This window comes from Undibacterium sp., from assembly GCF_030683615.1.
In the GTDB taxonomy this organism is placed as follows: domain Bacteria; phylum Pseudomonadota; class Gammaproteobacteria; order Burkholderiales; family Burkholderiaceae_D; genus Undibacterium; species Undibacterium umbellatum.
Map to the genome: position 1 here is coordinate 168,405 of NZ_JAUXQE010000007.1, position 22,272 is coordinate 190,676.

At 50.9% G+C, this 22,272-nt stretch carries 20 protein-coding genes and 2 tRNA genes; 3 read left to right on the forward strand and 19 right to left on the reverse strand.

Annotation, left to right across the window (positions count from 1 at the left end; all coding sequences use genetic code 11):
- The first annotated feature begins 183 nt into the window (after positions 1–183).
- The gene (gene lplT / locus Q8K39_RS04870; protein ID WP_305258521.1) at positions 184–1,446 is read left to right on the forward strand and encodes a lysophospholipid transporter LplT; all 1,263 of its coding nucleotides are present in this window, start codon (positions 184–186) and stop codon (positions 1,444–1,446) included.
- 49 nt (positions 1,447–1,495) lie between these two features.
- Here lplT and Q8K39_RS04875 read toward each other — a convergent pair whose 3' ends face one another.
- Genes Q8K39_RS04875 through tsaB form a run of 4 tightly spaced genes read right to left on the reverse strand, consistent with a single transcriptional unit; the run spans position 1,496 to position 4,564 of the window.
- Entirely contained in the window at positions 1,496–2,512 is a 1,017-nt protein-coding gene (locus Q8K39_RS04875) for a DUF1853 family protein (protein ID WP_305258522.1), read from the reverse strand.
- Positions 2,479–3,381 (reverse strand): uracil-DNA glycosylase family protein, encoded by a 903-nt coding sequence (locus Q8K39_RS04880; RefSeq protein WP_305258523.1) that lies wholly within the window; start codon positions 3,379–3,381, stop codon positions 2,479–2,481. Before Q8K39_RS04880 ends, Q8K39_RS04875 begins: the two co-directional genes overlap by 34 nt.
- A complete protein-coding gene (gene rimI / locus Q8K39_RS04885) occupies positions 3,381–3,845 on the reverse strand; it encodes a ribosomal protein S18-alanine N-acetyltransferase (protein WP_186955515.1) in 465 nt (154 codons plus the stop codon). The genes Q8K39_RS04880 and rimI overlap by 1 nt, the downstream gene beginning before the upstream one ends.
- Before the next feature lie 11 nt (positions 3,846–3,856).
- The gene (tsaB, locus tag Q8K39_RS04890) at positions 3,857–4,564 is read right to left on the reverse strand and encodes a tRNA (adenosine(37)-N6)-threonylcarbamoyltransferase complex dimerization subunit type 1 TsaB (protein ID WP_305258524.1); all 708 of its coding nucleotides are present in this window, start codon (positions 4,562–4,564) and stop codon (positions 3,857–3,859) included.
- 101 nt (positions 4,565–4,665) lie between these two features.
- Between tsaB and Q8K39_RS04895 the strand changes: the two genes are divergently transcribed.
- A complete protein-coding gene (locus Q8K39_RS04895) occupies positions 4,666–5,064 on the forward strand; it encodes a thioredoxin family protein (protein WP_305258525.1) in 399 nt (132 codons plus the stop codon).
- Positions 5,065–5,183: 119 nt separating this feature from the next.
- On the opposite strand, the gene Q8K39_RS04900 is transcribed toward Q8K39_RS04895, so the two are convergent.
- The 15 genes from Q8K39_RS04900 to paaA form a co-directional block, all read right to left on the reverse strand.
- Positions 5,184–5,260: transfer RNA gene (locus Q8K39_RS04900), tRNA-Arg, on the reverse strand.
- 177 nt (positions 5,261–5,437) lie between these two features.
- Positions 5,438–5,514: transfer RNA gene (locus tag Q8K39_RS04905), tRNA-Arg, on the reverse strand.
- A 57-nt stretch (positions 5,515–5,571) separates the two neighbouring features.
- The gene (locus Q8K39_RS04910; RefSeq protein ID WP_305258526.1) at positions 5,572–7,449 is read right to left on the reverse strand and encodes a potassium transporter Kup; all 1,878 of its coding nucleotides are present in this window, start codon (positions 7,447–7,449) and stop codon (positions 5,572–5,574) included.
- Between the two features lie 184 nt (positions 7,450–7,633).
- Positions 7,634–10,468 carry an ATP-binding protein gene (locus tag Q8K39_RS04915; protein ID WP_305258527.1) on the reverse strand — a complete coding sequence of 945 codons (2,835 nt, stop codon included), beginning with the start codon at positions 10,466–10,468 and terminating at the stop codon, positions 7,634–7,636.
- Between the two features lie 256 nt (positions 10,469–10,724).
- Entirely contained in the window at positions 10,725–12,764 is a 2,040-nt protein-coding gene (gene paaZ, locus Q8K39_RS04920) for a phenylacetic acid degradation bifunctional protein PaaZ (RefSeq protein WP_305258528.1), read from the reverse strand.
- Between the two features lie 33 nt (positions 12,765–12,797).
- Positions 12,798–13,397 (reverse strand): phenylacetic acid degradation protein PaaY, encoded by a 600-nt coding sequence (locus Q8K39_RS04925; protein WP_305258529.1) that lies wholly within the window; start codon positions 13,395–13,397, stop codon positions 12,798–12,800.
- 15 nt (positions 13,398–13,412) lie between these two features.
- Positions 13,413–14,615, reverse strand: a complete 1,203-nt coding sequence (gene pcaF, locus Q8K39_RS04930; RefSeq protein WP_305258530.1) for a 3-oxoadipyl-CoA thiolase — start codon at positions 14,613–14,615, stop codon at positions 13,413–13,415.
- 37 nt (positions 14,616–14,652) lie between these two features.
- Entirely contained in the window at positions 14,653–15,981 is a 1,329-nt protein-coding gene (gene paaK, locus Q8K39_RS04935; RefSeq protein WP_305258531.1) for a phenylacetate--CoA ligase PaaK, read from the reverse strand.
- A gap of 37 nt (positions 15,982–16,018) precedes the next feature.
- Positions 16,019–16,525 carry a hydroxyphenylacetyl-CoA thioesterase PaaI gene (paaI, locus tag Q8K39_RS04940; protein WP_305258532.1) on the reverse strand — a complete coding sequence of 169 codons (507 nt, stop codon included), beginning with the start codon at positions 16,523–16,525 and terminating at the stop codon, positions 16,019–16,021.
- Between the two features lie 25 nt (positions 16,526–16,550).
- Complete coding sequence (gene paaG / locus Q8K39_RS04945) at positions 16,551–17,354, reverse strand: 2-(1,2-epoxy-1,2-dihydrophenyl)acetyl-CoA isomerase PaaG (protein ID WP_305258533.1); 804 nt, start codon at positions 17,352–17,354, stop codon at positions 16,551–16,553.
- Complete coding sequence (paaE, locus tag Q8K39_RS04950) at positions 17,355–18,431, reverse strand: 1,2-phenylacetyl-CoA epoxidase subunit PaaE (RefSeq protein WP_305258534.1); 1,077 nt, start codon at positions 18,429–18,431, stop codon at positions 17,355–17,357. It lies immediately after the preceding gene.
- A gap of 33 nt (positions 18,432–18,464) precedes the next feature.
- Complete coding sequence (paaD, locus tag Q8K39_RS04955; protein WP_305258535.1) at positions 18,465–18,986, reverse strand: 1,2-phenylacetyl-CoA epoxidase subunit PaaD; 522 nt, start codon at positions 18,984–18,986, stop codon at positions 18,465–18,467.
- On the reverse strand, positions 18,980–19,747 hold the full coding sequence (gene paaC / locus Q8K39_RS04960) for a 1,2-phenylacetyl-CoA epoxidase subunit PaaC (RefSeq protein WP_370868563.1): 768 nt from the start codon (positions 19,745–19,747) through the stop codon (positions 18,980–18,982). The genes paaD and paaC overlap by 7 nt, the downstream gene beginning before the upstream one ends.
- Before the next feature lie 48 nt (positions 19,748–19,795).
- Positions 19,796–20,080, reverse strand: coding sequence for a 1,2-phenylacetyl-CoA epoxidase subunit PaaB (paaB, locus tag Q8K39_RS04965; RefSeq protein ID WP_110252930.1), 285 nt, complete (start codon positions 20,078–20,080; stop codon positions 19,796–19,798).
- 30 nt (positions 20,081–20,110) lie between these two features.
- On the reverse strand, positions 20,111–21,100 hold the full coding sequence (gene paaA, locus Q8K39_RS04970; RefSeq protein ID WP_305258536.1) for a 1,2-phenylacetyl-CoA epoxidase subunit PaaA: 990 nt from the start codon (positions 21,098–21,100) through the stop codon (positions 20,111–20,113).
- Between the two features lie 189 nt (positions 21,101–21,289).
- Here paaA and paaX point away from each other — a divergent pair, with 189 nt between their 5' ends.
- On the forward strand, positions 21,290–22,210 hold the full coding sequence (gene paaX, locus Q8K39_RS04975; RefSeq protein ID WP_305258537.1) for a phenylacetic acid degradation operon negative regulatory protein PaaX: 921 nt from the start codon (positions 21,290–21,292) through the stop codon (positions 22,208–22,210).
- The last annotated feature ends 62 nt before the right edge of the window (positions 22,211–22,272 follow it).

Genomic DNA, 22,272 nt, shown 5'->3' on the forward strand with positions numbered 1-22,272 from the left:
AGACCAGAGAAATTTGCAGGGTTTACAACTTCTGCTCGCATCGATACGCCCGGCAGAAAACACTGATATTTTAACCAGTATTCAGCAAATAGCTTGCCTTATTTCACTAATTCGCCACAATTTTCATGGTATAAAGCTGCCAGAGACATTTCGTAGCAGGTAGACATAGAACATGAATAAAGCATGAAGAGCGGTTTTTACACGATCATGGCGGCGCAGTTTTTTTCTTCGCTGGCCGACAATGCCTTACTAATAGCCGCGATGGCACTGTTGACATTCATGCAATCCCCAGATTGGATGTCACCCCTCTTAAAGTTATTTTTTGTTTTGTCTTACGTCTTGCTGGCGCCGTTTGTTGGTGCCTTTGCCGATTCCCTTCCCAAGGGCAAGGTCATGCTCATCACAAACATGATCAAAGTCTTCGGCTGCGCCCTGATGTTTTTTGATGTACATCCCTTGATCGCCTATGCCGTCGTCGGCTTTGGCGCTGCTGCTTACTCACCTGCCAAATATGGCATCCTCACCGAGCTGTTGCCACCAGAAAAGCTGGTTGCTGCCAATGGCTGGATAGAGGGGTTGACCGTATCCTCCATTATCTTTGGCACGGTACTTGGTGGTGCACTGGTGAACTCCGACGTGTCTAAGACACTCATCGGCTTTGATTTCCCCTTGATCGACTTTAATATCACTACACCATCAGAAGCAGCTCTTTGCGTGATCACCGCCTGCTATGCAGCGGCAGCGTTATTCAATATGCGCATCCCTGATACAGGTGCACGCTACAAGCATCAGCAGCGCAACCCCATCAAACTGGTCACTGAATTTGCAGAATGCGTAACCATCCTGTGGAAAGATAAACTGGGTCAAATCACCCTGGGTGTTACTACTCTGCTATGGGGCACGGCGGCAACCCTGCAATTTATCGTACTAAAATGGGCAGAAAAATCTCTGCACATGACGCTGGACAAGGCTGCAATCCTGCAAGGTGTGGTCGCTATCGGTGTAGCCGTGGGTGCAGTCGCCGCAGCCCGTTATGTACCCTTGAAAAAATCCCTGAATGTCATGCCACTGGGTGTCGCCATGGGTCTGGTGGTCATCACAATGATTTTTGTGCACTCGCTCTGGGTTGCTTACCCATTGCTGATCCTGGTTGGCGCTTTGGCTGGATTCTTTGTGGTCCCTATGAATGCCCTGCTACAGCATCGCGGTCACGTGCTGATGAGCGCAGGACATTCGATTTCCGTCCAGAATTTCAACGAGAATCTGTCTGTTCTGACCATGCTGGCCATCTATACCTTACTGAATACCCTAGAGATAGACATCATGGTGATTATCGTGCTGTTTGGCCTGTTTGTGTCCAGCACCATTTATGGCGTCATGCGCAAGCACGCTGCCAATCAGCGCGAACATGACTCACTGGCATTGATAGGCGAACACAAGCATTGAACAGTGGGCGGCGTCGATGAGTCGCTCTTTTCGAGACACACGCGAGGTCTTATTGTGCGCGCTTGACCTTGACAGCGTCCGCACGCACAAACCAGTCATCCGGCAGCACCATACCCCGGCGGTATTCTTGCATCACTGCCAGACCATGCTGATCTTCCTGCATCAGCGCCAGCATGAGCGGTGTATTGGCGCTGGCAATATAAGCCTGCATGCTATTGAGGATAGTATCTTTATCTTGCGTTGTACCCTCGCCTACCTGTGCAGGAGCCAGCCAATCCAGCCTATCCAATAGCAAGGCATGCTCAAAGTCTAGCGCTCGCACTTCTGATTGCGTCCATATCGCACCACGGTAATGATCCTGCGCCAAACCAGCCAGATGGCCATGCACATGAATGAAGGTATCAACTATTTCTTCATCACGATAGAACAACCAGCCCAAGACCAATGCCTGCGCACTTTGCACAGCTTGCGGCAAGACTTGTTGCGCTAATGGATGCCTGGATAACTGCAATTGCTGGTCTATGATCTTGTGCAACTTCGCACCCAGACTGTCTGCCAGATTAGGGCCGAGATAGTCATACAAATCCGGTGGTGTCGCTACATCACCATGATACAAATAGAATTTTGTCGCCAGTTCCAGATGTTGCAAGCCAGTTGCAGTCTGCAATAGAAAATCAAATTCACCTATCGTACTGGCACCCTTGTTATGCACCTGCAAGCCATGTGCATACAGCAAGCCATGGACACGCAGATAGAATCCATAGAGCCGTTCTGCATACAGACCCAGGCGGCGTGAAGGATGTTGCTGTAACAGAAGGAGCAAGGGAGCAGGATCGCGATCAAGCTCAGCCAGCCAATCCGGCACAGCCTGCCTATTTGTGTAAGCTGCCGTTGCGAGCGTACCGTGCCAGAGAGGATCATGCTCATCCAGCAAACCCGGCGCAGTCAACATCCATGCCAGCACCCTTACATGCGGGTTATGGAGATGCTGCCACTGCCGATGAAATGCAATTTGTGCGCTCTCCATGTACGTCAACTTGCTGGCAGTGCTTTGATGGCCAGACACAAATCTGCCCAGGCTTTGGCCTTGTCTGCTGGTTTACGCAAGAGATAGGCAGGATGGTAGGTCGCCACTACAGGCACCCCCTTGAATTGATGCACCTTGCCGCGCAATTGCCCCACTGGCGTTTCCAGATCCATGCCCAATAAGGACACTGCCGCAGTTTTGCCAAGCGCCACGATGATTTGTGGTTTGATCAAGTCTATTTGTCTGTGCAAGTATGGCAGGCAAGCAGCTATCTCATCTGCGCTTGGTGGCCTGTCCTTGCCTTGTTCATCAGTAGGACGGCATTTAACGATATTGGCGATATAGCTTTGCTCTCCGCGAGGTACACCAAGCGACTTGAGCATATTGTCGAGCAACTGCCCAGCTGCACCAACAAAAGGCAAACCTTGCAGATTCTCGTTATAGCCAGGCCCCTCACCAACAAACAACCATTTAGCCTGTTTGTCACCTGTGCCAAATACGGCTTTTTTTCTTCCCTCACACAAACCGCACTGACGACAGTTTTCCACCATGGGCTGCAATGCCTCCCATGACAGCCTGGCAACCGCAGGCTCCTGAGCGATTTGCGCGATCTCATTTGCAGGCAGCACCCAGTCGCCTGGCTCCGGCATGCACTCAAAAGCTTGCACTACAGGCTGGACTTTTGGCAGGTTCTTGGGCGGCACTACCTCAGGCTCTGACCAGGCTTTACTTACAGCGGGCGCAAGATTTGTTATTGCGGGCTCTGGAGCGTGTACAGCGACGGGCTCAGTTTGAATTTCTACAGTGGCATGAGGCAGCACTGGCTCGGCATCCCGCAATAACCACAAGGGGCCCAAGCCTAGTTCGTGCAAGGCCCTTTGACTGTTATAAGCATCAAAAGTCTGCATCAACGCGTCCTCCGCATCACTATTGCATCTTCGCGCTGATTATCGTGCGCCGGGTAATACCCTTTACGCACTCCGATGGCCGCAAATCCTGCGCCCTCATAGACAGAAATGGCACGCACATTGCTGCGCCTCACCTCCAGCAAAATCGAAGAATAGGCTTGCTCATTGGTGTAGGCAAACAACTTGCCCATTAATAATTTTGCATAACCTTGCCCTTGGTATGACAGGTCCACAGCAAAATTAAGCAGATGCAATTCATCAAGTATCGGCATAACGACAAAGTAGGCAAACAAATCCAGTTCGACATTCCTGAAACCATAAGCTTCATAGCCACTGGAAAGAGAATCAGCAAAATTGCCGCGCGACCACGGATGAGTGTACACCTGCTCTTCTATGCGCAGCATACGGTCAACATCGGCAAAGCCAAGTTTGCAATAATGTGGTGTGATTAATTTCAATTCCATAATCAGGTCCATCAGCCTGCCGCTTTGCCAGCCTGAAGTTTGACTTGCTCACGCTCAGCCGTGGTCAGGGCGATCTTATTACGCAAGTACAGAGGTTGTGCCTGGTCAGCGGGCAAACCATGACCAACAGCGAAATCCAGACGACCGAGTATGCCGACCTGCTTTGCATGCGGCATGCACGGAAAACTTCGATATCTCGCCTGCACAGTTTCAGGCAAAACCAGGCCATTCCCCAGCACCAATAGTGGATTCTCCAGGGCAATGGCAGCCAATGCCGCGTCCAATCCTGCCAAAGCAGGTGCACTTACCTCTGTCCACCCTGTTTTGTCATAGCAATATTGCGCCCAATACACTTCATTCATGCGCGCATCGAGTATGCAGACATACTCATTGCCAGTGACCTCTTCGCGCGCTGCTTCAGCCATGGCCAGCAAACTTACCACCGGCACGACTGGCAAATCAGCCCCGTAGGCCAGGCCCTGCACAATGCCGCAAGCTGTACGTATTCCGGTAAAAGCGCCTGGCCCGCAACCAAAAGCGATGGCATCACAATCCTGCAGGCGCACTCCGGCCTCCACAAGCAAGGCCTGTATCGCCGGCAAAATGCCCTGGGAATGTGTTTGTACGCCACTCAGTTCGCGGACAAAGAGCCCACCGTCAGCCAATATGGCTGCAGTGGCGACTTCCGTGGAAGTTTCAATTGCTAAAATTCTCGTCATACCCATATTTTACCGTGTTCCAACCGTTTCACGACTGGGTCTTTGCTTTACCTTACACCCTGAACCATCACTTCGTTTAAAATTGCATGATGAACTCGACAATGAATACCGAAGACATTTCCTCAGTAAAGGCTGACCTGGCAAAGAAAGACTGGCTGATCGCCTGTCTGTGCGCCGCCTGGTGTGACACCTGCAATTTCTACAGATCGTCCTTTGATGATCTGATGAGCAAGCATCCAGACAAATGCTTTGCCTGGATAGACATAGAAGACCAGGCGCATCTGGTTGATGAAGTGGATATAGAAAATTTTCCGACCATCCTGATCCAGCATCGCGATCAAGTGATTTTCCTGGGTACAGTCTTGCCAGACGCAAGCCAGTTACATCGCCTGATCTCATCAATGACAGAAGAGTCCCCCAAGCAAACAGTCAAACGCAGCGCCCTTAACCAGGACGCCCCTGTGGGCTGGAATATACGGGAATTGATACTAGAGAGCTGAAACTTGCTAGCCAAAAGATGATTAACGATCTGCAGTAGAGAAGTCCTACAGATCCAATAAGTATAATTCCGCCGCTAAAAAGACAAAAGGGACTAGATTTGCATCTAGTCCCTTGAATCTGGTGCGGCTGGCAGGAATCGAACCCACGACCCCTTGGTTCGTAGCCAAGTACTCTATCCAGCTGAGCTACAGCCGCGAAAAACAAGATTATAGCTGGACTCAGGGAAAATGAAAAGCCCCAAGCCCCAGATTATTTTTAAGCCTGACTAAAAGCCACCTTCAAACCAACACGGATCATCAGTCTTCACCCCGCCTCAAAAGCCAAAGGTAAAAAGACAAAAGGGACTAGATTTTCATCTAGTCCCTTTAAATCTGGTGCGGCTGGCAGGAATCGAACCCACGACCCCTTGGTTCGTAGCCAAGTACTCTATCCAGCTGAGCTACAGCCGCGAAAGACCAAGAGTATAGCACAGGCATTTTGATTTGATAAGCACCTGCGCCAAGTTTTTAGATTTCCACTTGCGCCCCCACCTCAATGACCCGATTGCTTGGGATTTGATAAAAGTCAGCCGCATCACGGGCGATGCGTGACATGGCAACAAAAAGACTTTCTCGCCATGCCGCCATACCGCTACCTGGAGTGGAAATGATTGTTTGTCGGGAGATAAAGTAAGAAGTCTCCATGGGTTCAAACGCCAAGCCGTATGGTGCGCACAAGGCAAGTGCATTCGGAATGTCAGGCTCATTCTTGAAGCCATAATAGACATCAATCTGATAACAGGCGTTACCCATATCAGTCACCTTGATTCTCTCTGAGAAAGGCACCCAGGGAATTTCACGGTTATGCAAGGTCAGGAAAATCACACGCTCGTGCAAAATCTTGTTATGCGAAAGATTATGCAAGAGTGCATGTGGCACGCCATCTGCTTCGCCACGCAGGAACACCGCAGTGCCAGCAACGCGTACAGGAGGCGATACAAACAGCGAAGCGAGGAAATCCTCCAGGGGAATCGCATGCTTTTTCAGATTATCAAACACCAGTTCACGGCCACGCTTCCAGGTCAGCATGACGGTAAAGATCACCAGACCCAGAAGGATAGGGAAATAGCCACCATGGAAGAATTTCAATGCGTTCGCCGAGAAAAGCGTCACATCAATTGTCAGGAAAAAGCCCGTAGCGAGAATACAAAGATAAATATTGTATTTCCAGCCATAACGAATGACAAAGAAGGTTAGCATCGAGGTTACCAGCATGGTACCTGTATTGGCGATACCATAAGCCGATGCCAGATTCGATGACGAGCCAAAACCGATTACCGCACCAACAACGACAGCCAACTGCACCCAGTTAACTACAGGGATATAAATCTGACCTATTTCTTTGGATGAGGTATGAACGATTTCCATGCGCGGCAAGAATCCAAGAGAAATTGCCTGCTTGGTCATGGAGAAAGTGCCAGATATTGTCGACTGCGAGGCAATCACCGCTGCAGTAGTAGACAGGATAACCAGAGGATAGATACTCCAGGCCCCCAGCTGATTATAAAATGGATTTTCTACCGCAGCCGGATTCATGACCAGCAAAGCACCCTGCCCCAAGTAATTTAACGTCAGCGATGGGAAGACAATAAAGAACCAGGCTGAACGTATAGGCTTGGAACCAAAATGCCCCATATCAGCATACAATGCCTCTGACCCGGTAAAGGCCAACACAACAGCACCGAGCGCAATGAAAGCAACCCAGCGATGTTCATTCAAAAATACCAGGGCGTGCCAGGGATTGAATGCGCCCAATATGGCTGGCATGCGCAGGATGTTATACAGGCCCATGATGGCCAGCACGCTGAACCACAATATCATGATGGGGCCAAATAATTTGCCTATGCCGGCGGTGCCTTTTCTTTGCACTGCATATAAGCAAATCAATACGATCAGGGTAATCGGAACAACCATAGGTTTAAAACTGGGGGTAGCAACTTCTATCCCCTCCATTGCCGACAATACCGACATGGCCGGGGTAATCACGCCATCGCCATAAAACAGGGACGCGCCGAACAAGCCTAATACGGTCAAAGGGAAATACAGGCGTGAATTTTTACTGACCGACTCCAGCGCGAGTGCAGTCAGGGCCATGATACCGCCTTCACCACGATTGTCTGCTCTGAGAACCAGGGTAACGTATTTGAGGGAGACAATGATGATGAGTCCCCATACGATTAAAGAGACGATGCCGAAAATATTCGCCTCAGTCAGGGGAAGTCCATGCTGCTTGGAAAATACCTCTTTCATCGTGTAAAGAGGACTAGTACCTATATCGCCGTAGACGATGCCGACAGCAGCCAGAGTCAAGCCTGCCAGGCCGCTTTTTGTGTGTTGATTAGCCAATTGTGTACCTTGTTATTATTGGTGCATTGCACAATAGGTGAATTCGATCAGATTTTCAAGTAAGTACAACAAAAAAAGGGCACTTGACAAGTGTCAAATTCAAACGATTGCTTTTTATATAAATCTGGATTTTTGCATATCATTTTCTGCAATTCTTATTGTTTTGCAAATCCGGACGATTAATTTATACGACGAGCGGTAAATCCAGATAGAAACTAGTTCCGGCCCCCAGGCTGCTTTTTACACTGAGCTGCCCATGCAAAATCGAAGTAGTAATGTTGTAGCAAATGTTCAATCCCAGACCACTCCCCCCTTGCCCCAGCTTGGTTGTAAAAAAGGGATCAAAAATACGCTTTTGATTTTCTTCGGGTATGCCGACACCATTATCACCGAACACAATCAATACCCGCTGCCCATCCAATTGTGAGGCATTGATACTCATTTGCCCTGATTGCCTTTTGTCAAAGGCATGCAGGATGGCATTTTCCACCAGATTGCTGATTACCTGCCCCAAAGAGCCAGGATAACTATCCATATGAATATTGTACGGCACATTCAGCTCCATGCTGTGTCCCGTCTGAGTGATGCGTATGTTCAGGGTCGCGATGATGTCGTGCAGAACCTGGCGCAAGTCAAAACTGCGCCTATGCTCTGATGTGCGGTCAACTGCTACCTGCTTGAAACTGCTGACCAGGGTCGCTGCGCTACTTAAACCACGCATCAGTATTTCCGAGGAGGTTTTGACTTCTTCACAGAAATTATTCAGATCAGAGCGCCGCAGGTTTTGTCCCGCCAGCTTGCTACTCAAGTAGCGACTACCGTCCTGTAAGGTACTGGCTACCAGCAGGCAATTGCCTATCGGTGTATTGAGCTCGTGCGCAACACCGGCTACCAGGGAACCCAGGGCGGCCAGTTTTTCTTGTGCAAGTAAATGCTCCTGAGTTTTTTGCAGACGCAGATAGGCGTCTGCATTTCCTAGTGCAATCGCACCATAGGCACAGAGCGAACGGAAAATCATCTTCTCCCTATCACCATACACATGCTGGCGCGACGACTGTATGGTCATAGCGCCCAGTACGCGGTCGCCGATAATCAGCGGTGCAAACAGCATGCTCTGCACCATTTCCGTACCAGGTATCAAGGTCGGCAATAATTCATCTTCGGACGCGAGTTCGATGGCGATTTCACGGCGCTCCCGGACACATCGAACCGAATTGGAGACCGCACTTGCCATATAGACCGTATCAGGTTTTATTGGTATGCCGTTTTCTACACCGTAAGCAGAAGTCATGCTTTGCTGATCTTCATTCATCAAGTAAATGACGAAGGCTGTCACATGCAATAAGTCGTGCACATGCCTGTTCAACGCTTTGAATACATCGGGGGCATCCAGGCTGGCCGTGATTTCCTGGCCTATGGTGCCCAGTTTTTCCAGTACGACACTAGTTTGTTGCAAGACTTCGGCACGCTGCGCTTCAGCCGCAGCCAATTGACGTAGATGTTCGCTTTCAGCCCTCATGCGTTCAGTCTGCTGGCTGAGCTGCATGGCATTCAAGCGATTGGCAGCTTCGCGGTTATGATTTTTCTCTCGAGCCGCCAGGGCCAGCTTGGCACACTCAAAAGCCTGGTGAAAGTCCTGGGCAGCGGCATTGGCATCAGCAATTTCCTGGTACAACTCCGCTGGCACATTGAAGTTACTGATATTCTCGGCAATATCGAGCGCCTGTCGCAAGTAGTGCAAAGCTGCACTGAGACCATGCATCTCTGCGGGCTCTGGCAAACTGTGGCGCATATAAAGTGCCGCAAGTACCCGTAAAACTTCGATGTGCCGGTAACTATCCGTGCTTTGCCGTGCCAGAGCAAGTGCTTCGAGCGCGGCATCCAATGCCGCCTTGGCCTGCCCCTGCATGGACAAGGCATCAGCATAACCACGACGTGAACCTATACGAAAATCCAGGTGATTCTTTTTATCAGCCCAGAAAATCAAGTCTTGGAAACTTTTCTGTGCCGCCGCATAATCCCCCATGTTCAGGGACAAATCCCCGAAATAGCGCAGTGCCAGCAAATGCGCGCGCGAACCAACAACATGCACCAATATTGGCAAAGCATTTTCCAACATCTCTTTGGCAGCTTCCAGTCGCCCCAGTCGACGCAGAGTCTCGGACATTTGGATAAGACAACTGGCAATGCTGTTGGGCCAGCCTGCTGTCCTGGCCAAATCCAGCCCTTCCTGTATCCATTGCAAGGCTGACTGGTGATCGCTCAAGCTGTTGAATGCATCCCCTATATTGCTGGCGACACTAATCATACGGCGCTTTTGACCATAGTTTTTGGCGAATTCAAATACCTGTATGCCGCGCGCAGCAGACTGCCCAAAATCACTAGTCAGCGAATAGGTATAAATCAGAAATTCATTGATATAACTGCGGTGAACGGGATCAGTGATCTGGCAATTAGGATTGAGGATTGTTCCCCAACGCTCCATTGCCAAGGGTAAATTGCGCAATGCCTGTTGATTTGCCAGCAAGGATTCGGCCACAATCTCTCGCATGCCATCCCCTGTCTGGCGGGCGAACTGTATAGCCAGACTGATTTCAGATTCGACAACGGGCACCTCGCCTTTTTGCAAGCCTATACAAGCGAGTAAATAGTGCGCATCTGCCATCGTGGTGGCCGCTTCGACAGTGTCACCGTTTGCGGCAAGCCGCAATGCCAGTTCAGAGAGTTGCTCTGATTTATCAAATTCACCATACAACCATGCCGCCTCTGCTCTTACCAGTACCAACCTGGCGCGCATGAGCCTGAATTCTACATTACCAGAATTTGTGTCAGGATAAGCAGGGAAACAAGTATTCAGCAGTTGCTCGGCAGCGTCGCTCAGATAAAGCGCGCGCGATGTATCACGCTGGCGCAAATGCCAAGCGAGGCGCAATCGCGCAGGCAATAATTCCATGCCCTGCAAACCAGGCAGTTCGCATTCCCATTGCTTGACTTCGTCATTCGAAACGAACATTTCCATGGGATGAACAGGGTTGGGTTTGGATTATTTTCAGATTTCCAGTATTAAAGAAATAGTATCAGATCACTGGAAAATTTGAAGTTTATCCATCGGTCAGGCATTACTTTTGACTACTTTTAAACAATATTTACAAACAATGCGTCGCCAGAATAAAAACCCGTACTTCTTATCCAGAGGCACGGGTCAATTAGCATGCAACAATACAAACAAATTGCACTCTAGATAACAACATCAAATCCGTACAACGCTTTCATCCCTACTTTTTGGCAACCAGGGTCAAAATATCATACGACGCCACCAGTTCATTTTCCTGATTTGTCACTTCCACATCCCAGGCCACCACACCCTGCCCCAAGCCATTGGCATCTTTTTTCTGTCTGTCTATCTTGCGCTTGCAGGTCAGGCGTGCGCGGATGGTGTCGCCTATGCCTACCGGTTTGATAAAACGCAGGGTGTCAAGGCCATAGTTAGCCAGAACAGGACCAGGCGCGGGAGACACGAATAAACCGGCTGCCGCCGACAGCACGAAATAGCCATGTGCAATACGCTTGCCGAAAGGGCTTTCTTTTGCAGCGATCTCATCAAAATGCATGTAGAAAAAATCACCGGACAAGCCGCCGAAGGCAACGATATCCGCTTCACTGACAGTGCGTCTGTGGGTCAGCAAGGACATACCGATCTGCAGGTCTTCAAAATAGCGGCGGAAAGGATGGATGTCGGATTCCAGCACGGCAGCACCTCGTACATGCTCAGCCGTCACTGCTGCCAGCATGGTGGGCGAACCCTGCACAGCAGTTCTTTGCAAATAATGTTTGACGGCGCGGCTACCACCCAGTTCTTCGCCACCACCTGCGCGGCCTGGGCCGCCATGCTTCAATTGTGGCAAGGGCGATCCATGACCCGTTGATTCTGGAGCTGACTCGGCATTCAATATCATCAAACGACCATGTCGTGCCGCCATATGCGGTATCGCCATGGCAGCGATGTGCGGGTCTTTGGTGACCAGTGTAGCCACCAGACTGCCGTTGCCCTTTGCTGCCAGCGTCAGGGCTTCTTGCATATCCTTGTAAGGCATCAGAGTCGTCACTGGGCCAAATGCTTCAATCTCGTGCACAGCTGAATTTTCCATAGGTTGACGGCAGACAATCAGGGTTGGCGAAACGAAGGCCCCTTGCTCCAGTCCCTCACCCTGCAATTGCGCTGGTACAGTACCACCACAAATGATTTGATTGCCTGCTGACAGTTGTTGGATGCTCGCAAGTACGTCATTTTGTTGCGCTCGACTGGCCAGCGGCCCCATGCGCACACCTTCAAGCCGAGGGTCACCTACGATGGTTTTTTCCAGCCTCGCGCGTATTTTTTCTGCCACCACATCCAGTTGTGCAGCGGGCACCATGGCCCTGCGTATGGCAGTACATTTTTGCCCAGCCTTAGCCGTCATTTCACGCACCACTTCCTTAACATACAGTTCCAGTTCGTCATCACCAGCGACTACATCCGGGCCGAGTATCGCGCAATTCAGCGAATCAGCTTCGGCATTAAAGGGAATGGAACGGCGCACGATATTTGGATGCACCTTCAGTTGCGCCGCAGTGGCAGCAGAACCTGTGAAGGTGACGACATCGGTTTCTTCCAGCAAATCAAGCAGATTGCCAGTGGAACCGATAATCAATTGCAAGCTGCCCTCGGGTAGCAAGCCACTGGCATGGATTCGCCTGGCCAGTGCTTCGGTCAGATACGAGGTCGCCGTCGCCGGTTTGACGATGCATGGCATGCCAGCTAAAAAACTGGGTGCAAATTTTTCCAGCAAACCCCAGACTGGAAAATTGAAGGCATTGATATGCACAGCGACACCCTGACGTGGCACAAGGATGTGGGTGCCAGAAAAATGCCCCTGTTTCCCCAATGGCATGGCAGGGCCTTCGTGCACCACATTCCCGGACGGGAATTCATTCGTACCTATGCTGGCGTAGGCAAAAACAGTACCTGCGCCGCCTTCTATATCTATCCAGCTATCGCTACGCGTTGCACCGGTGTGTGATGAAATGGTGTAAAGCTCTTCCTTGTGTTCAGTCAGGTATTTGGCCAGGGCGCGCAAGATGGCTGCGCGCTGCTGAAAGTCCAGTGCCAGCAAGTTTTTCAGGCCGACCTGTCTTGCATAAGTTAGCGCTGCGCCAAAGTCCAGGGCTTCGGCATGGCTGGCATAAATCGCGCTGCCATCGATCGCGCTATGCAAGACTTGTTGAGGTTCTGCACCTGTCCATACACCTGCTATCCAGCTTTGCAAAATCTTCATGAGCTACTCTTCTAAATAATGAGGTTGTCAGGATCAGGGCTTGGTGCCGTAGGTTGGCAAGCCTGCTGCCAGCGCGATGCGCGGGCGGTTTTCTTCAACGGCGGCTAGTGCTTCCACTTCCAGCATGCTGGCGAGTGAGCGCCTGGTCAGTGCATGGTACTGCGCTGTACCTTCAGTCTTCCAGGCGATTTCTTCATCGCGCAAGGCACGCGCTATGCGGGCTGGTGCACCCATGACCAGGCTACTTGGCGGCACATCCATACCCGCTTTGACAAAGGACATGGCAGCAACAATCGAAGATTCACCTATCACTGCCTTGTCCATGACGACAGCATTCATGCCCACCATCGCATTCTTGCCTATATGGCAGCCATGCAACACAGCGCCATGACCGATATGTCCATCCTGTTCAACAACCGTATCACTATCAGGAAAACCATGGATGACACAGGTATCCTGCACATTCGCGCCTTCCTCCAGAACAATGCGGCCAAAGTCGCCACGCAAGCTGGCAGACGGGCCGATATAACAGCCAGGTCCGACGATCACGTCGCCTATCAGTGTGGCGCTGGGATGTACATAGGCACTAGGGTGTACGACAGGTATCAGTCCATCGATTGCATATATAGTCATGCCACTTCCTCAGATTCAGACACGCTCGATGATGAGGGCAATACCCTGCCCCACGCCTATACACATGGTGCATAGTGCGTAACGACCATTGATGTGCTCCAGTTGGTTCAGTGCTGTCGTTACCAGACGCGCACCTGATGCCCCCAATGGATGGCCTATCGCTATTGCGCCGCCATTTGGATTCACATGCGCAGCATCATCGGCCAAACCAAGGTCACGTGTTACTGCCAGCCCCTGTGCAGCAAAGGCTTCATTGAGTTCTATGACATCCATCTGCGCCAGGCTCAACCCGGTTTGAATCAGCAATTTGCGTGTTGCCGGTGAAGGGCCAAAACCCATGATGCGCGGCGCCAGGCCAGCCGTGGCCATGCCGACAATACATGCACGTGGTGTCAGGCCATGCAGTTTTACTGCAGCATCTGAAGCCAACAATAAAGCGCATGCACCATCATTGACACCGGATGCATTTCCGGCTGTGACTGTACCATCTGGCTTTACCACGCCTTTTAGGCGGGACAGCATGGCGATATCTGTATCAGGGCGTGGATGTTCATCGGCTGTGAACAAAATGGCTTCACCCTTCTTTTGCGGGATGCTGACGGGGACGATTTCTCCGGCAAAAAAACCGGCAGCGTTGGCCGCCGCCCAGCGTTGCTGGCTGCGCACAGCAAAGGCATCCTGGTCAGCGCGGTTAATGCCAAATTGTTCGGCAACGTTTTCTGCGGTTTCCGGCATGGAATCGATACCGTATTTTGCCTTCATCAAGGCATTTACAAAACGCCAGCCTATAGTGGTATCTTCTATTTTTGCGGCACGTGAAAAAGCACTGTCGGCCTTGGCCATGACAAAGGGAGCGCGCGTCATGCTCTCTACCCCGCCAGCAATGATCAGTGAGGCTTCACCCGACTTGATCGCACGCCCGCCTATACCTATGGCATCCAGACTGGAACCACACAGGCGGTTGATGGTATTGGCTGGCACATCCACTGGCAAACCAGCCAGCAATGCTGCCATCCGGCCTACATTGCGGTTATCTTCACCGGCCTGGTTAGCGCAACCGTAGTACACATCATCTACCATTTTCCAGTCGACACCAGCATTACGTTCCATCAATGCCCTGATCGGCAAGGCTGCCAGATCATCAGTACGTATGCCAGCCATGGCACCGCCGTAACGGGCGAATGGGGTTCTGACAGCGTCGCATATCCATGCTTCCATTTTCTTTCCCTTGTCTCTTATTTTTTGACTGGCTTACTCAAGCCTTTTTACGATTGTCCACCACACGCCTGGCCTTGCCAACCATGGTGCGCTCTATGCTGTTGGCTGGCAATATGCTGACATGGCAACTGACACCAATAAAGGTTTTTATGTGATGCTCAAGCTGCAGATGTAATTGCTTCACATCCTGTTCTGACAAAGTTCCCGACACTTCGGGCCGCAGTTCAGCCACGATATCAAGCTTGTCCATATGACCTTCACGCGTCACCACCAGTTGATATTGCGGTGCCAGTTGCGGGTGCTTGAGTATCTGCTCTTCAACCTGTGTCGGGAACAAATTCACACCACGAATGATGAGCATATCGTCAGAGCGACCTGTGATTTTACCCATGCGGCGCATGGAGCGTGAAGTCGGTGGCAGCAAACGCGTCAGGTCACGGGTACGATAGCGTATAACAGGAAAAGCTTCCTTGCTCAGCGAGGTGAATACCAGCTCCCCCTCTTCGCCATCTGGCAAGACTTCGCCAGTATCGGGATTGATGATTTCTGGATAAAAATGATCTTCCCAGATGACTGGACCATCCTTGCTTTCTATGCATTCGCTGGCGACACCCGGCCCCATGACTTCTGACAAGCCATAGATATCCACTGCATCAATACCGGCACGCGATTCGATTTCATTGCGCATGGCATCAGTCCATGGTTCGGCACCGAAGATGCCTATACGCAGGGAGGTATTGGCAGCGTCTATGCCCTGGCGCGTCATTTCTTCTATGATATTGAGCATATAAGAAGGCGTGACCATGATGATGGATGGCTGGAAATCCTGTATAAGTTGCACCTGCTTTTCTGTCTGTCCTCCAGACATGGGAATGACAGTGCAACCAAGGCGCTCTGCCCCATAATGGGCACCCAGGCCACCAGTGAACAAGCCATAACCATAAGAAACTTGCACGATATCACCAGCGCGGCCACCGGCAGCACGTATCGAACGAGCCACAAGGTCTGCCCAATTATCAATGTCTTTTTGCGTATAACCAACCACCGTCGGTTTGCCCGTGGTACCGCTGGAGGCGTGCACCCTGACTACTTTTTCACGTGGCACAGCAAACATACCGAAAGGATAGTTGTCGCGCAAATCCTTCTTGCCAGTGAAAGGGAATTTCGCCAGGTCAGCCAGAGTTTTCAAATCATTGGGATGTACGCCTGCCTCATCAAAACTGCTGCGGTAATGCGGGACGTTGTTGTACACGTGTTGCAGGGTCCATTTCAAGCGCTGCAATTGCAGGGCTTGAAGCTCATCCTTGCTTGCCGTTTCTATTGCATCCAGGCCCGTTGCTATTTTTCTGTCTGTGTTGTCTGCCATGTTTTTGTCCCCTGCTTACTTATCCTGATAATGGTCTCTATGATGGATGGCTATGCACAAGCTCGTTTGGAACTGCGTTTTCCTGCAATACCAGACCGGGCACCACTTCTGCATTCAGCCTATGCGACTTGCCGCGAAACAACGCGATTACCTGTCCATGCTGATTAGTCAGACGTGCATCGTAGATACCGGTGCGGCCAGTCAGGGATTGTTCTGTCGCAGTGGCGGTAATGACGTCGCCTTCGCGCCCCGGCGACAGAAATTCTATACTGCAACCGGCAGCCACTGTCACGTGATTACGGCTATTGCAGGCAAAGGCAAAAGCACTGTCGGCAAGTGTAAACAGATAACCGCCGTGACAAGTCTTGTGTCCATTCAGCATATTGGGTTTAATTAACATGCTGAGTGTGGCAGTACCTTCAGCCACATGAGTTATCTCCATGTTCAGCCCGCGTGTTGCGGCATCGCTGGCGAACATGGCGGCGGTAGTGAGTTCTGCCATATGCTGACTGTCTTTGGCAACTTGCCCGGTTTCTGCACTCATTGACGCTTTCCTTTAGTGAGTCAATTTACCTGCCAACAAATTTTGGTGGGCGCTTTTCAACAAAGGCTGCCACACCTTCACGATAATCTTCACTTTGGCCCAACTCACGCATCATGTTTGTTTCCAGCGTCAGTTGCTGCTCCAGACTATGCTGCGGGCTGGCGTAGATTGCCTGTTTGGTGAAGGCCAGACCCTTGGTAGGTGCAGATGCAAAATGTGTGGCCATAGCCATGGCTTCCGTCTGCAACTGATCATCATCTACGCATTTCCAGATCAGGCCCCATTGCTCTGCTTTTTCAGCGCTGATTTTGCCACCCAGCATGGCTGCGCCCATCGCTCTGGCAGTCCCCAGTGCGCGTGGCAGGAAATAAGTGCCGCCAGTATCAGGTATCAAACCCAGCTTGCAAAAGACTTCAACAAAACTGGCAGAACGTGCTGCCAATACGATGTCGCAGGCCAGAGGCAAGTTGGCGCCGGCACCGGCGGCGACACCATTCACTGCACAAATGACAGGGATGGGCAAGGCACGCAAGGCCGTCACCAACGGTGCATAGTATTTTTCTACGGATGCGCCCAGGTCAGGTGGCGCACCGTCGGCCGCATTGTCTTCTTTCACGGCACGATCAGTTAAATCCTGACCGGCACAAAAGCCGCGCCCGGCACCGGTCAAAACCATGACTCGCACCGAAGCATCAGCCCGCAATTTTTCTAGTGCATCCTGTATTTCCAGATGCATGGCGACATTGAAACTATTGAGTTTTTCCGGCCGGTTCAGGGTCAGGTGGGCAATACCGTCGCTGATGTGAAACAGGATGTGGGAATAGTCCATTCAATTCTCGCTATCAAAATCCAGGGTCAGGGTATCGCTGACCGGAAAGCTTTGGCAGGTCAGCACGAATCCGCGTGCCACTTCGTAATCTTCCAGGGCGTAGTTCCTGTCCATATCGACCTTGCCATCCACAACTTTGGAACGACAGGTAGAGCACACACCGCCCTTGCAGGAATAGCGCATATCATGCCCCAGTTTCAGGGCGGCATCCAGTACAGACTCTTTATCTTTTTCCATGTCGAAATGGGTGTGGTGGCCATCCATGATTATCGTCACTGCACAAGATGACTTACCCAGCAAAGGCTTGGCGCTGGCGACATGCCGGTGCGCCGGTATGCTGGCAGCAAACAACTCGACCTTGATCTGCTCCTTGGACATGCCACGCTGTTGTAAGGCGGTACTGACGGCATGCATCATTTCTTCCGGCCCGCAGATGAAGGCGGCATCCATGTCTTCTATGCGTACCCATTGATCAAACAGGTTGAGACATTTTTCAGCGGTGATGCGGCCATTGAACAAGTCTATATCCTGCTGTTCGCGACTCATGATGTAAATCAGGTTCAGGCGTTGCAGATAGCTGTCTTTCAGCGCTGCCAGTTCTTCCTTGAACATCACCGTTGATGAAGCGCGATTGCCATACACCAAAGTGAATTTGCTGTGCGGCTCTGTCTGCAGCGTAGTCTTAATGATGGACAGCAAAGGTGTGATGCCACTGCCGGCTGCAAAGGCCAGGTAGTGCTTTTCATGCTCAGCAGCCAGCGGCAAATTGAAATGGCCCATGGCAGGCATGACTTCGACATCCATACCAGGGCGCAAGCTGTCATGCACCCAGTTGGAAAATGCCCCTCCTTGCACGCGCTTGATTGCTACTCGCAATTGCCCATCCTGCACGGCCGAACAAATCGAGTACGAGCGCCTCACATCTTCGCCTGCAATCTTTGCGCGCAAGGTCAGATGTTGCCCTTCACGGTAGGCAAACTGCACCTGCAAATCGGCGGGCACAGCAAAGCTCAATACCACTGCATCACGGGTTTCTGGTCGTATCTGGCTAACTGTCAGCGGGTAAAATTTACTCATTTACTGTTATCTCCTCTGATTCTTATTTTTCGCTCAGTGCGGTTTGAAATAGTCAAAAGGTTCCAGGCACGCCCTACATTTGTACAGGGCTTTGCAGGCGGTTGATCCAAACTGGCTGACCAGTTGTGTATCGACAGAACCACATTGCGGGCAAGCGATGGCTGGCTGCACTTCGCGATAACGTTGGATGGAAGAGATATCAACTACCTGTTGCTGTGGTGGTGCGATGCCATAACCGCTGAGCTTTCGCTTGCCTGCTTCTGTCATCCAGTCGGTACTCCAGGCGGGTGACAATTGATACACTATGCTGGGCAGGTTGATACCATGTGAATGTAACACCTTGGTTATCTCTTCAGCAATCACATCCATGGCCGGGCAGCCAGAGTAAGTGGGGGTAATCGTGATCACGCACTCGTCCCCCTGCCATTCCACTGCACGGATAATGCCGAGGTCCGTCACGGAAATAACTGGAATTTCAGGGTCACTGACCTCACCCAGCCAGTGCCATATCTGATCCGTACTCGCAGGTGGACCCACTGTTGCTGAGACTACCATTGCGCCCCCGGATAGGCACGCTGCAAGAACTGCATTTCTGCCAGTAGGTAGCCCATGTGTTCAGTATGCACGCCTTGCTTGCCCCCTTTTTGCATCCAGCTATTGGCGTCAGGCAGACGCAAAGTAGCTGCATGCATGACGTCGGCCAGATGGGTATCCCAGGCAACTTTCAAAGCTGAAGACAAAGGGGAAATACCTGCAGCCTGCATGGCGACATCAATTTCATCATCTATGAACATTTCGCCAGTGAAGGGCCACAACTCTTCCAGTGCAGTCTGCATCATTTTCCGGCTCAATTCAGTACCATCACCAAGACGTACCACCAAGTCGCTGCTGCGACGCAAATGATAAGTGACTTCTTTCAGGGATTTTTCTGCGATGGCAGCAATCTGCTGGTCGGTAGATTGCTTCAGCGCTTGCAAATAATGGTAATGCCAGGTGTCAAACAGAAATTGCCGCATCAGGGTATCGGCATGAGTACCGTTCGGCTGTTCGAGCAATAAGAAATTATGAAAGTCGTGGGCGTCACGCAAAAAAGCCAGGTCGTCTTCGGTACGTCCCTTGCCTTCAAGTTCAGCCGCATAGGAATACCAAAGTCGTGCCTGACCTATCAAATCCAGTGCTACATTGGTCAACGCCATATCTTCTTCCAGCGCGGGTCCCTTGCCACACCATTGCGACAGGCGCTGGCTGAGTACCATGACATTATCTGCCAGACGCAAAACATAATCGAATTTGTGATTCAGCATATCCTCTGACATCTCGATTCTCCGGAAATTAGTTTGCCATCAAGTATAGACAGGGTTCAATTACAGATTTTTGACTTCATCCGGCATGGGGAAGAAGGTCGGATGGCGGTATACCTTGCTGTTCGATGGTTCAAACAGGGCTTCCTTATCGCCAGGGCTGCTGGCAAAAATATCGCCAGCCCTTGCCACCCAGATACTGACGCCTTCATTGCGACGTGTGTATACATCACGCGCGTGGTTGATCGCCATTTCTGCATCAGGTGCATGCAGACTACCCACATGCTTGTGTGCCAGACCGTGCTGGCTGCGGATGAATACTTCCCACAAGGGCCATTCTTTACTCATGATATGTCTCCTGCTCTCGTATTTACTTTTTTATGCGCTTTTTTTATTTTCTTGCTGCTTGTCTGCGTGTGCCTGTAGCGCATCACGAAACCATGCGCCGTCGTCATAGGCTTTGACACGGGTACGCAGGCGTTCACGGTTACAGGGGCCGTTGCCTTTCAAGACCTGGTAAAACTCATCCCAGTTGATTTCACCGAAATCATAATGGCCGCGTTCTTCATTCCATTTAATAGCGGGATCAGGCAGTTGCAGACCCAGGTATTCAATCTGCGGCACAGTCTGATCCACCATGCGCTGGCGCAATTCATCATTGGAAAAAAGCTTGATACGCCATTGCGCAGATTGCGCGCTATTCACCGATGCCGCATCTGACGGACCAAACATCATCAGCGCCGGCCACCAATAGCGGTTCAATGCATCTTGCGCCATGGCTTTTTGCTCTGCTGTGCCTCGACAAAGCGTCATCATGATGTCGTAACCCTGGCGCGCATGGAAGGATTCTTCCTTGCAAACACGTATCATGGCGCGTGAATACGGGCCGTAAGAGCAGCGACACAAAGGTATCTGGTTGATGATGGCGGAACCATCAACTAGCCAACCTATCGCCCCCATATCAGCCCAACTCAGGGTCGGATAATTGAAGATGCTAGAATATTTTGCTTTACCAGAATGCAGATCTGCCAGCAGATCATCGCGTGACACACCCAGGGTTTCGGCAGCGCTGTAAAGATACAGGCCATGTCCAGCTTCATCCTGAATCTTGGCCAGCAAGATGGCTTTGCGTTTTAAGGTAGGTGCGCGGGTGACCCAATTTCCTTCGGGCAGTTGACCAACGATTTCGGAATGCGCATGTTGAGAGATTTGCCTGATCAGGGTTTTTCTGTAGGCATCCGGCATCCAGTCTTTGGCTTCAATACGGATACCAGCATCAATACGTGCCTGAAAAGCACGCTCGGCATCACTCAACTCTTCTGCAGTTTTGAGCTTGCTCAAGCCGGTCTCGACTAATTGTGCATACATGAAACACTCCTTGGCATCCTGAGGATGCGAACATGGAAGATTGATCTGCCTCAAACAATTATATGATACAGTTTTTATTGATGTTGAAGTTTTTTTGTATCATTTTAATTTTTGTGGGATATACCCCTTATGAGCCTAACCATAGGTAAAATCTAGACAACTACCAGTACTCACACATAAATAAGCCGCATGCAGACCAGCACTGCCATCCAAGCCTGGATAGACCAGCAACTCACCAATAATCCCCCAAGGGCAAAGTCACTGGTAATGACGGTATTTGGAGATGCCATTGCCCCGCATGGCGGTACGATATGGCTAGGTAGTTTAATCTCATTAATGAGTCATTTTGGTATTAATGACAGATTAGTACGCACCAGCGTGTTCAGACTGGCCGAGGAAGGCTGGCTGGAATCCAGACGGGATGGCCGACGCAGCAATTATCAACTGGCAACGGCCAGCTATGCCAGGTTCCAGCATGCCTACAAGCGCGTATATGTGCCACAAACGGGCAAATGGGATCACTACTGGACGCTGGTTATCATGAGTGGTGACGACAACTCCAGCAGCAACAAAGCCAGCCTGAAAAAAGAACTGCTGTGGGAAGGTTTCCGCATGATCAATGCTGGTGTATTTGCCCATCCGCAGGCAGATACCGCTGCCTTGCAAAATGTGCTTGGACGCAATGGATACGCCGGATTATGCACAGTATGCCGCGCCAGCGACCTGGATTTGCCAGATGCCCGCCCGTTGCCATCATTAATTTCCAGCCACTGGCAACTGGATGAAGTGAATATCGCCTACAAGAGTTTTATTGCAGAATTCTCGCCACTAAAGAGCCTGGTGCAAGGGCAGTACCTTCCAGAACCTGCGGCTTTTGTCATACGCAGCCTGCTGATACACAGCTTTCGCCGCACTCAGTTGCACGATCCTAACCTGCCGACCAGCCTGCGCCCTGAAGCTTGGCTGGGTGACGAAGCATATCGCCTTTGTCGCGATTTGTATCGGGCCTGCTTTAAGCCTGCAGAAGATTTGTTGAATCAGGTATTAGATCCAGAGCATAGACAGGATAGCAGCCTGATTTTGCACGCAAGATTTGGTGGCATCTTGTGAAGGATAAAGACCAGACATCCTTACTTCGAGATACTTCTGGCAAACGAACATGCCTTCCGGCA

Excerpts from the sequence above, each read along its gene's own strand:
- lplT (WP_305258521.1), top strand. The coding sequence starts at position 184 with ATGAAGAGCGGTTTTTACACGATCATGGCGGCGCAGTTTTTTTCTTCG.
- Q8K39_RS04880 (WP_305258523.1), bottom strand. The coding sequence starts at position 3,381 with ATGCAGACTTTTGATGCTTATAACAGTCAAAGGGCCTTGCACGAACTA.
- rimI (WP_186955515.1), bottom strand. The coding sequence starts at position 3,845 with ATGGAATTGAAATTAATCACACCACATTATTGCAAACTTGGCTTTGCC.
- tsaB (WP_305258524.1), bottom strand. The coding sequence starts at position 4,564 with ATGACGAGAATTTTAGCAATTGAAACTTCCACGGAAGTCGCCACTGCA.
- Q8K39_RS04895 (WP_305258525.1), top strand. The coding sequence starts at position 4,666 with ATGAATACCGAAGACATTTCCTCAGTAAAGGCTGACCTGGCAAAGAAA.
- Q8K39_RS04915 (WP_305258527.1), bottom strand. The coding sequence starts at position 10,468 with ATGGAAATGTTCGTTTCGAATGACGAAGTCAAGCAATGGGAATGCGAA.
- paaZ (WP_305258528.1), bottom strand. The coding sequence starts at position 12,764 with ATGAAGATTTTGCAAAGCTGGATAGCAGGTGTATGGACAGGTGCAGAA.
- Q8K39_RS04925 (WP_305258529.1), bottom strand. The coding sequence starts at position 13,397 with ATGACTATATATGCAATCGATGGACTGATACCTGTCGTACACCCTAGT.
- pcaF (WP_305258530.1), bottom strand. The coding sequence starts at position 14,615 with ATGGAAGCATGGATATGCGACGCTGTCAGAACCCCATTCGCCCGTTAC.
- paaK (WP_305258531.1), bottom strand. The coding sequence starts at position 15,981 with ATGGCAGACAACACAGACAGAAAAATAGCAACGGGCCTGGATGCAATA.
- paaI (WP_305258532.1), bottom strand. The coding sequence starts at position 16,525 with ATGAGTGCAGAAACCGGGCAAGTTGCCAAAGACAGTCAGCATATGGCA.
- paaG (WP_305258533.1), bottom strand. The coding sequence starts at position 17,354 with ATGGACTATTCCCACATCCTGTTTCACATCAGCGACGGTATTGCCCAC.
- paaE (WP_305258534.1), bottom strand. The coding sequence starts at position 18,431 with ATGAGTAAATTTTACCCGCTGACAGTTAGCCAGATACGACCAGAAACC.
- paaD (WP_305258535.1), bottom strand. The coding sequence starts at position 18,986 with ATGGTAGTCTCAGCAACAGTGGGTCCACCTGCGAGTACGGATCAGATA.
- paaC (WP_370868563.1), bottom strand. The coding sequence starts at position 19,747 with ATGTCAGAGGATATGCTGAATCACAAATTCGATTATGTTTTGCGTCTG.
- paaB (WP_110252930.1), bottom strand. The coding sequence starts at position 20,080 with ATGAGTAAAGAATGGCCCTTGTGGGAAGTATTCATCCGCAGCCAGCAC.
- paaA (WP_305258536.1), bottom strand. The coding sequence starts at position 21,100 with ATGTATGCACAATTAGTCGAGACCGGCTTGAGCAAGCTCAAAACTGCA.
- paaX (WP_305258537.1), top strand. The coding sequence starts at position 21,290 with ATGCAGACCAGCACTGCCATCCAAGCCTGGATAGACCAGCAACTCACC.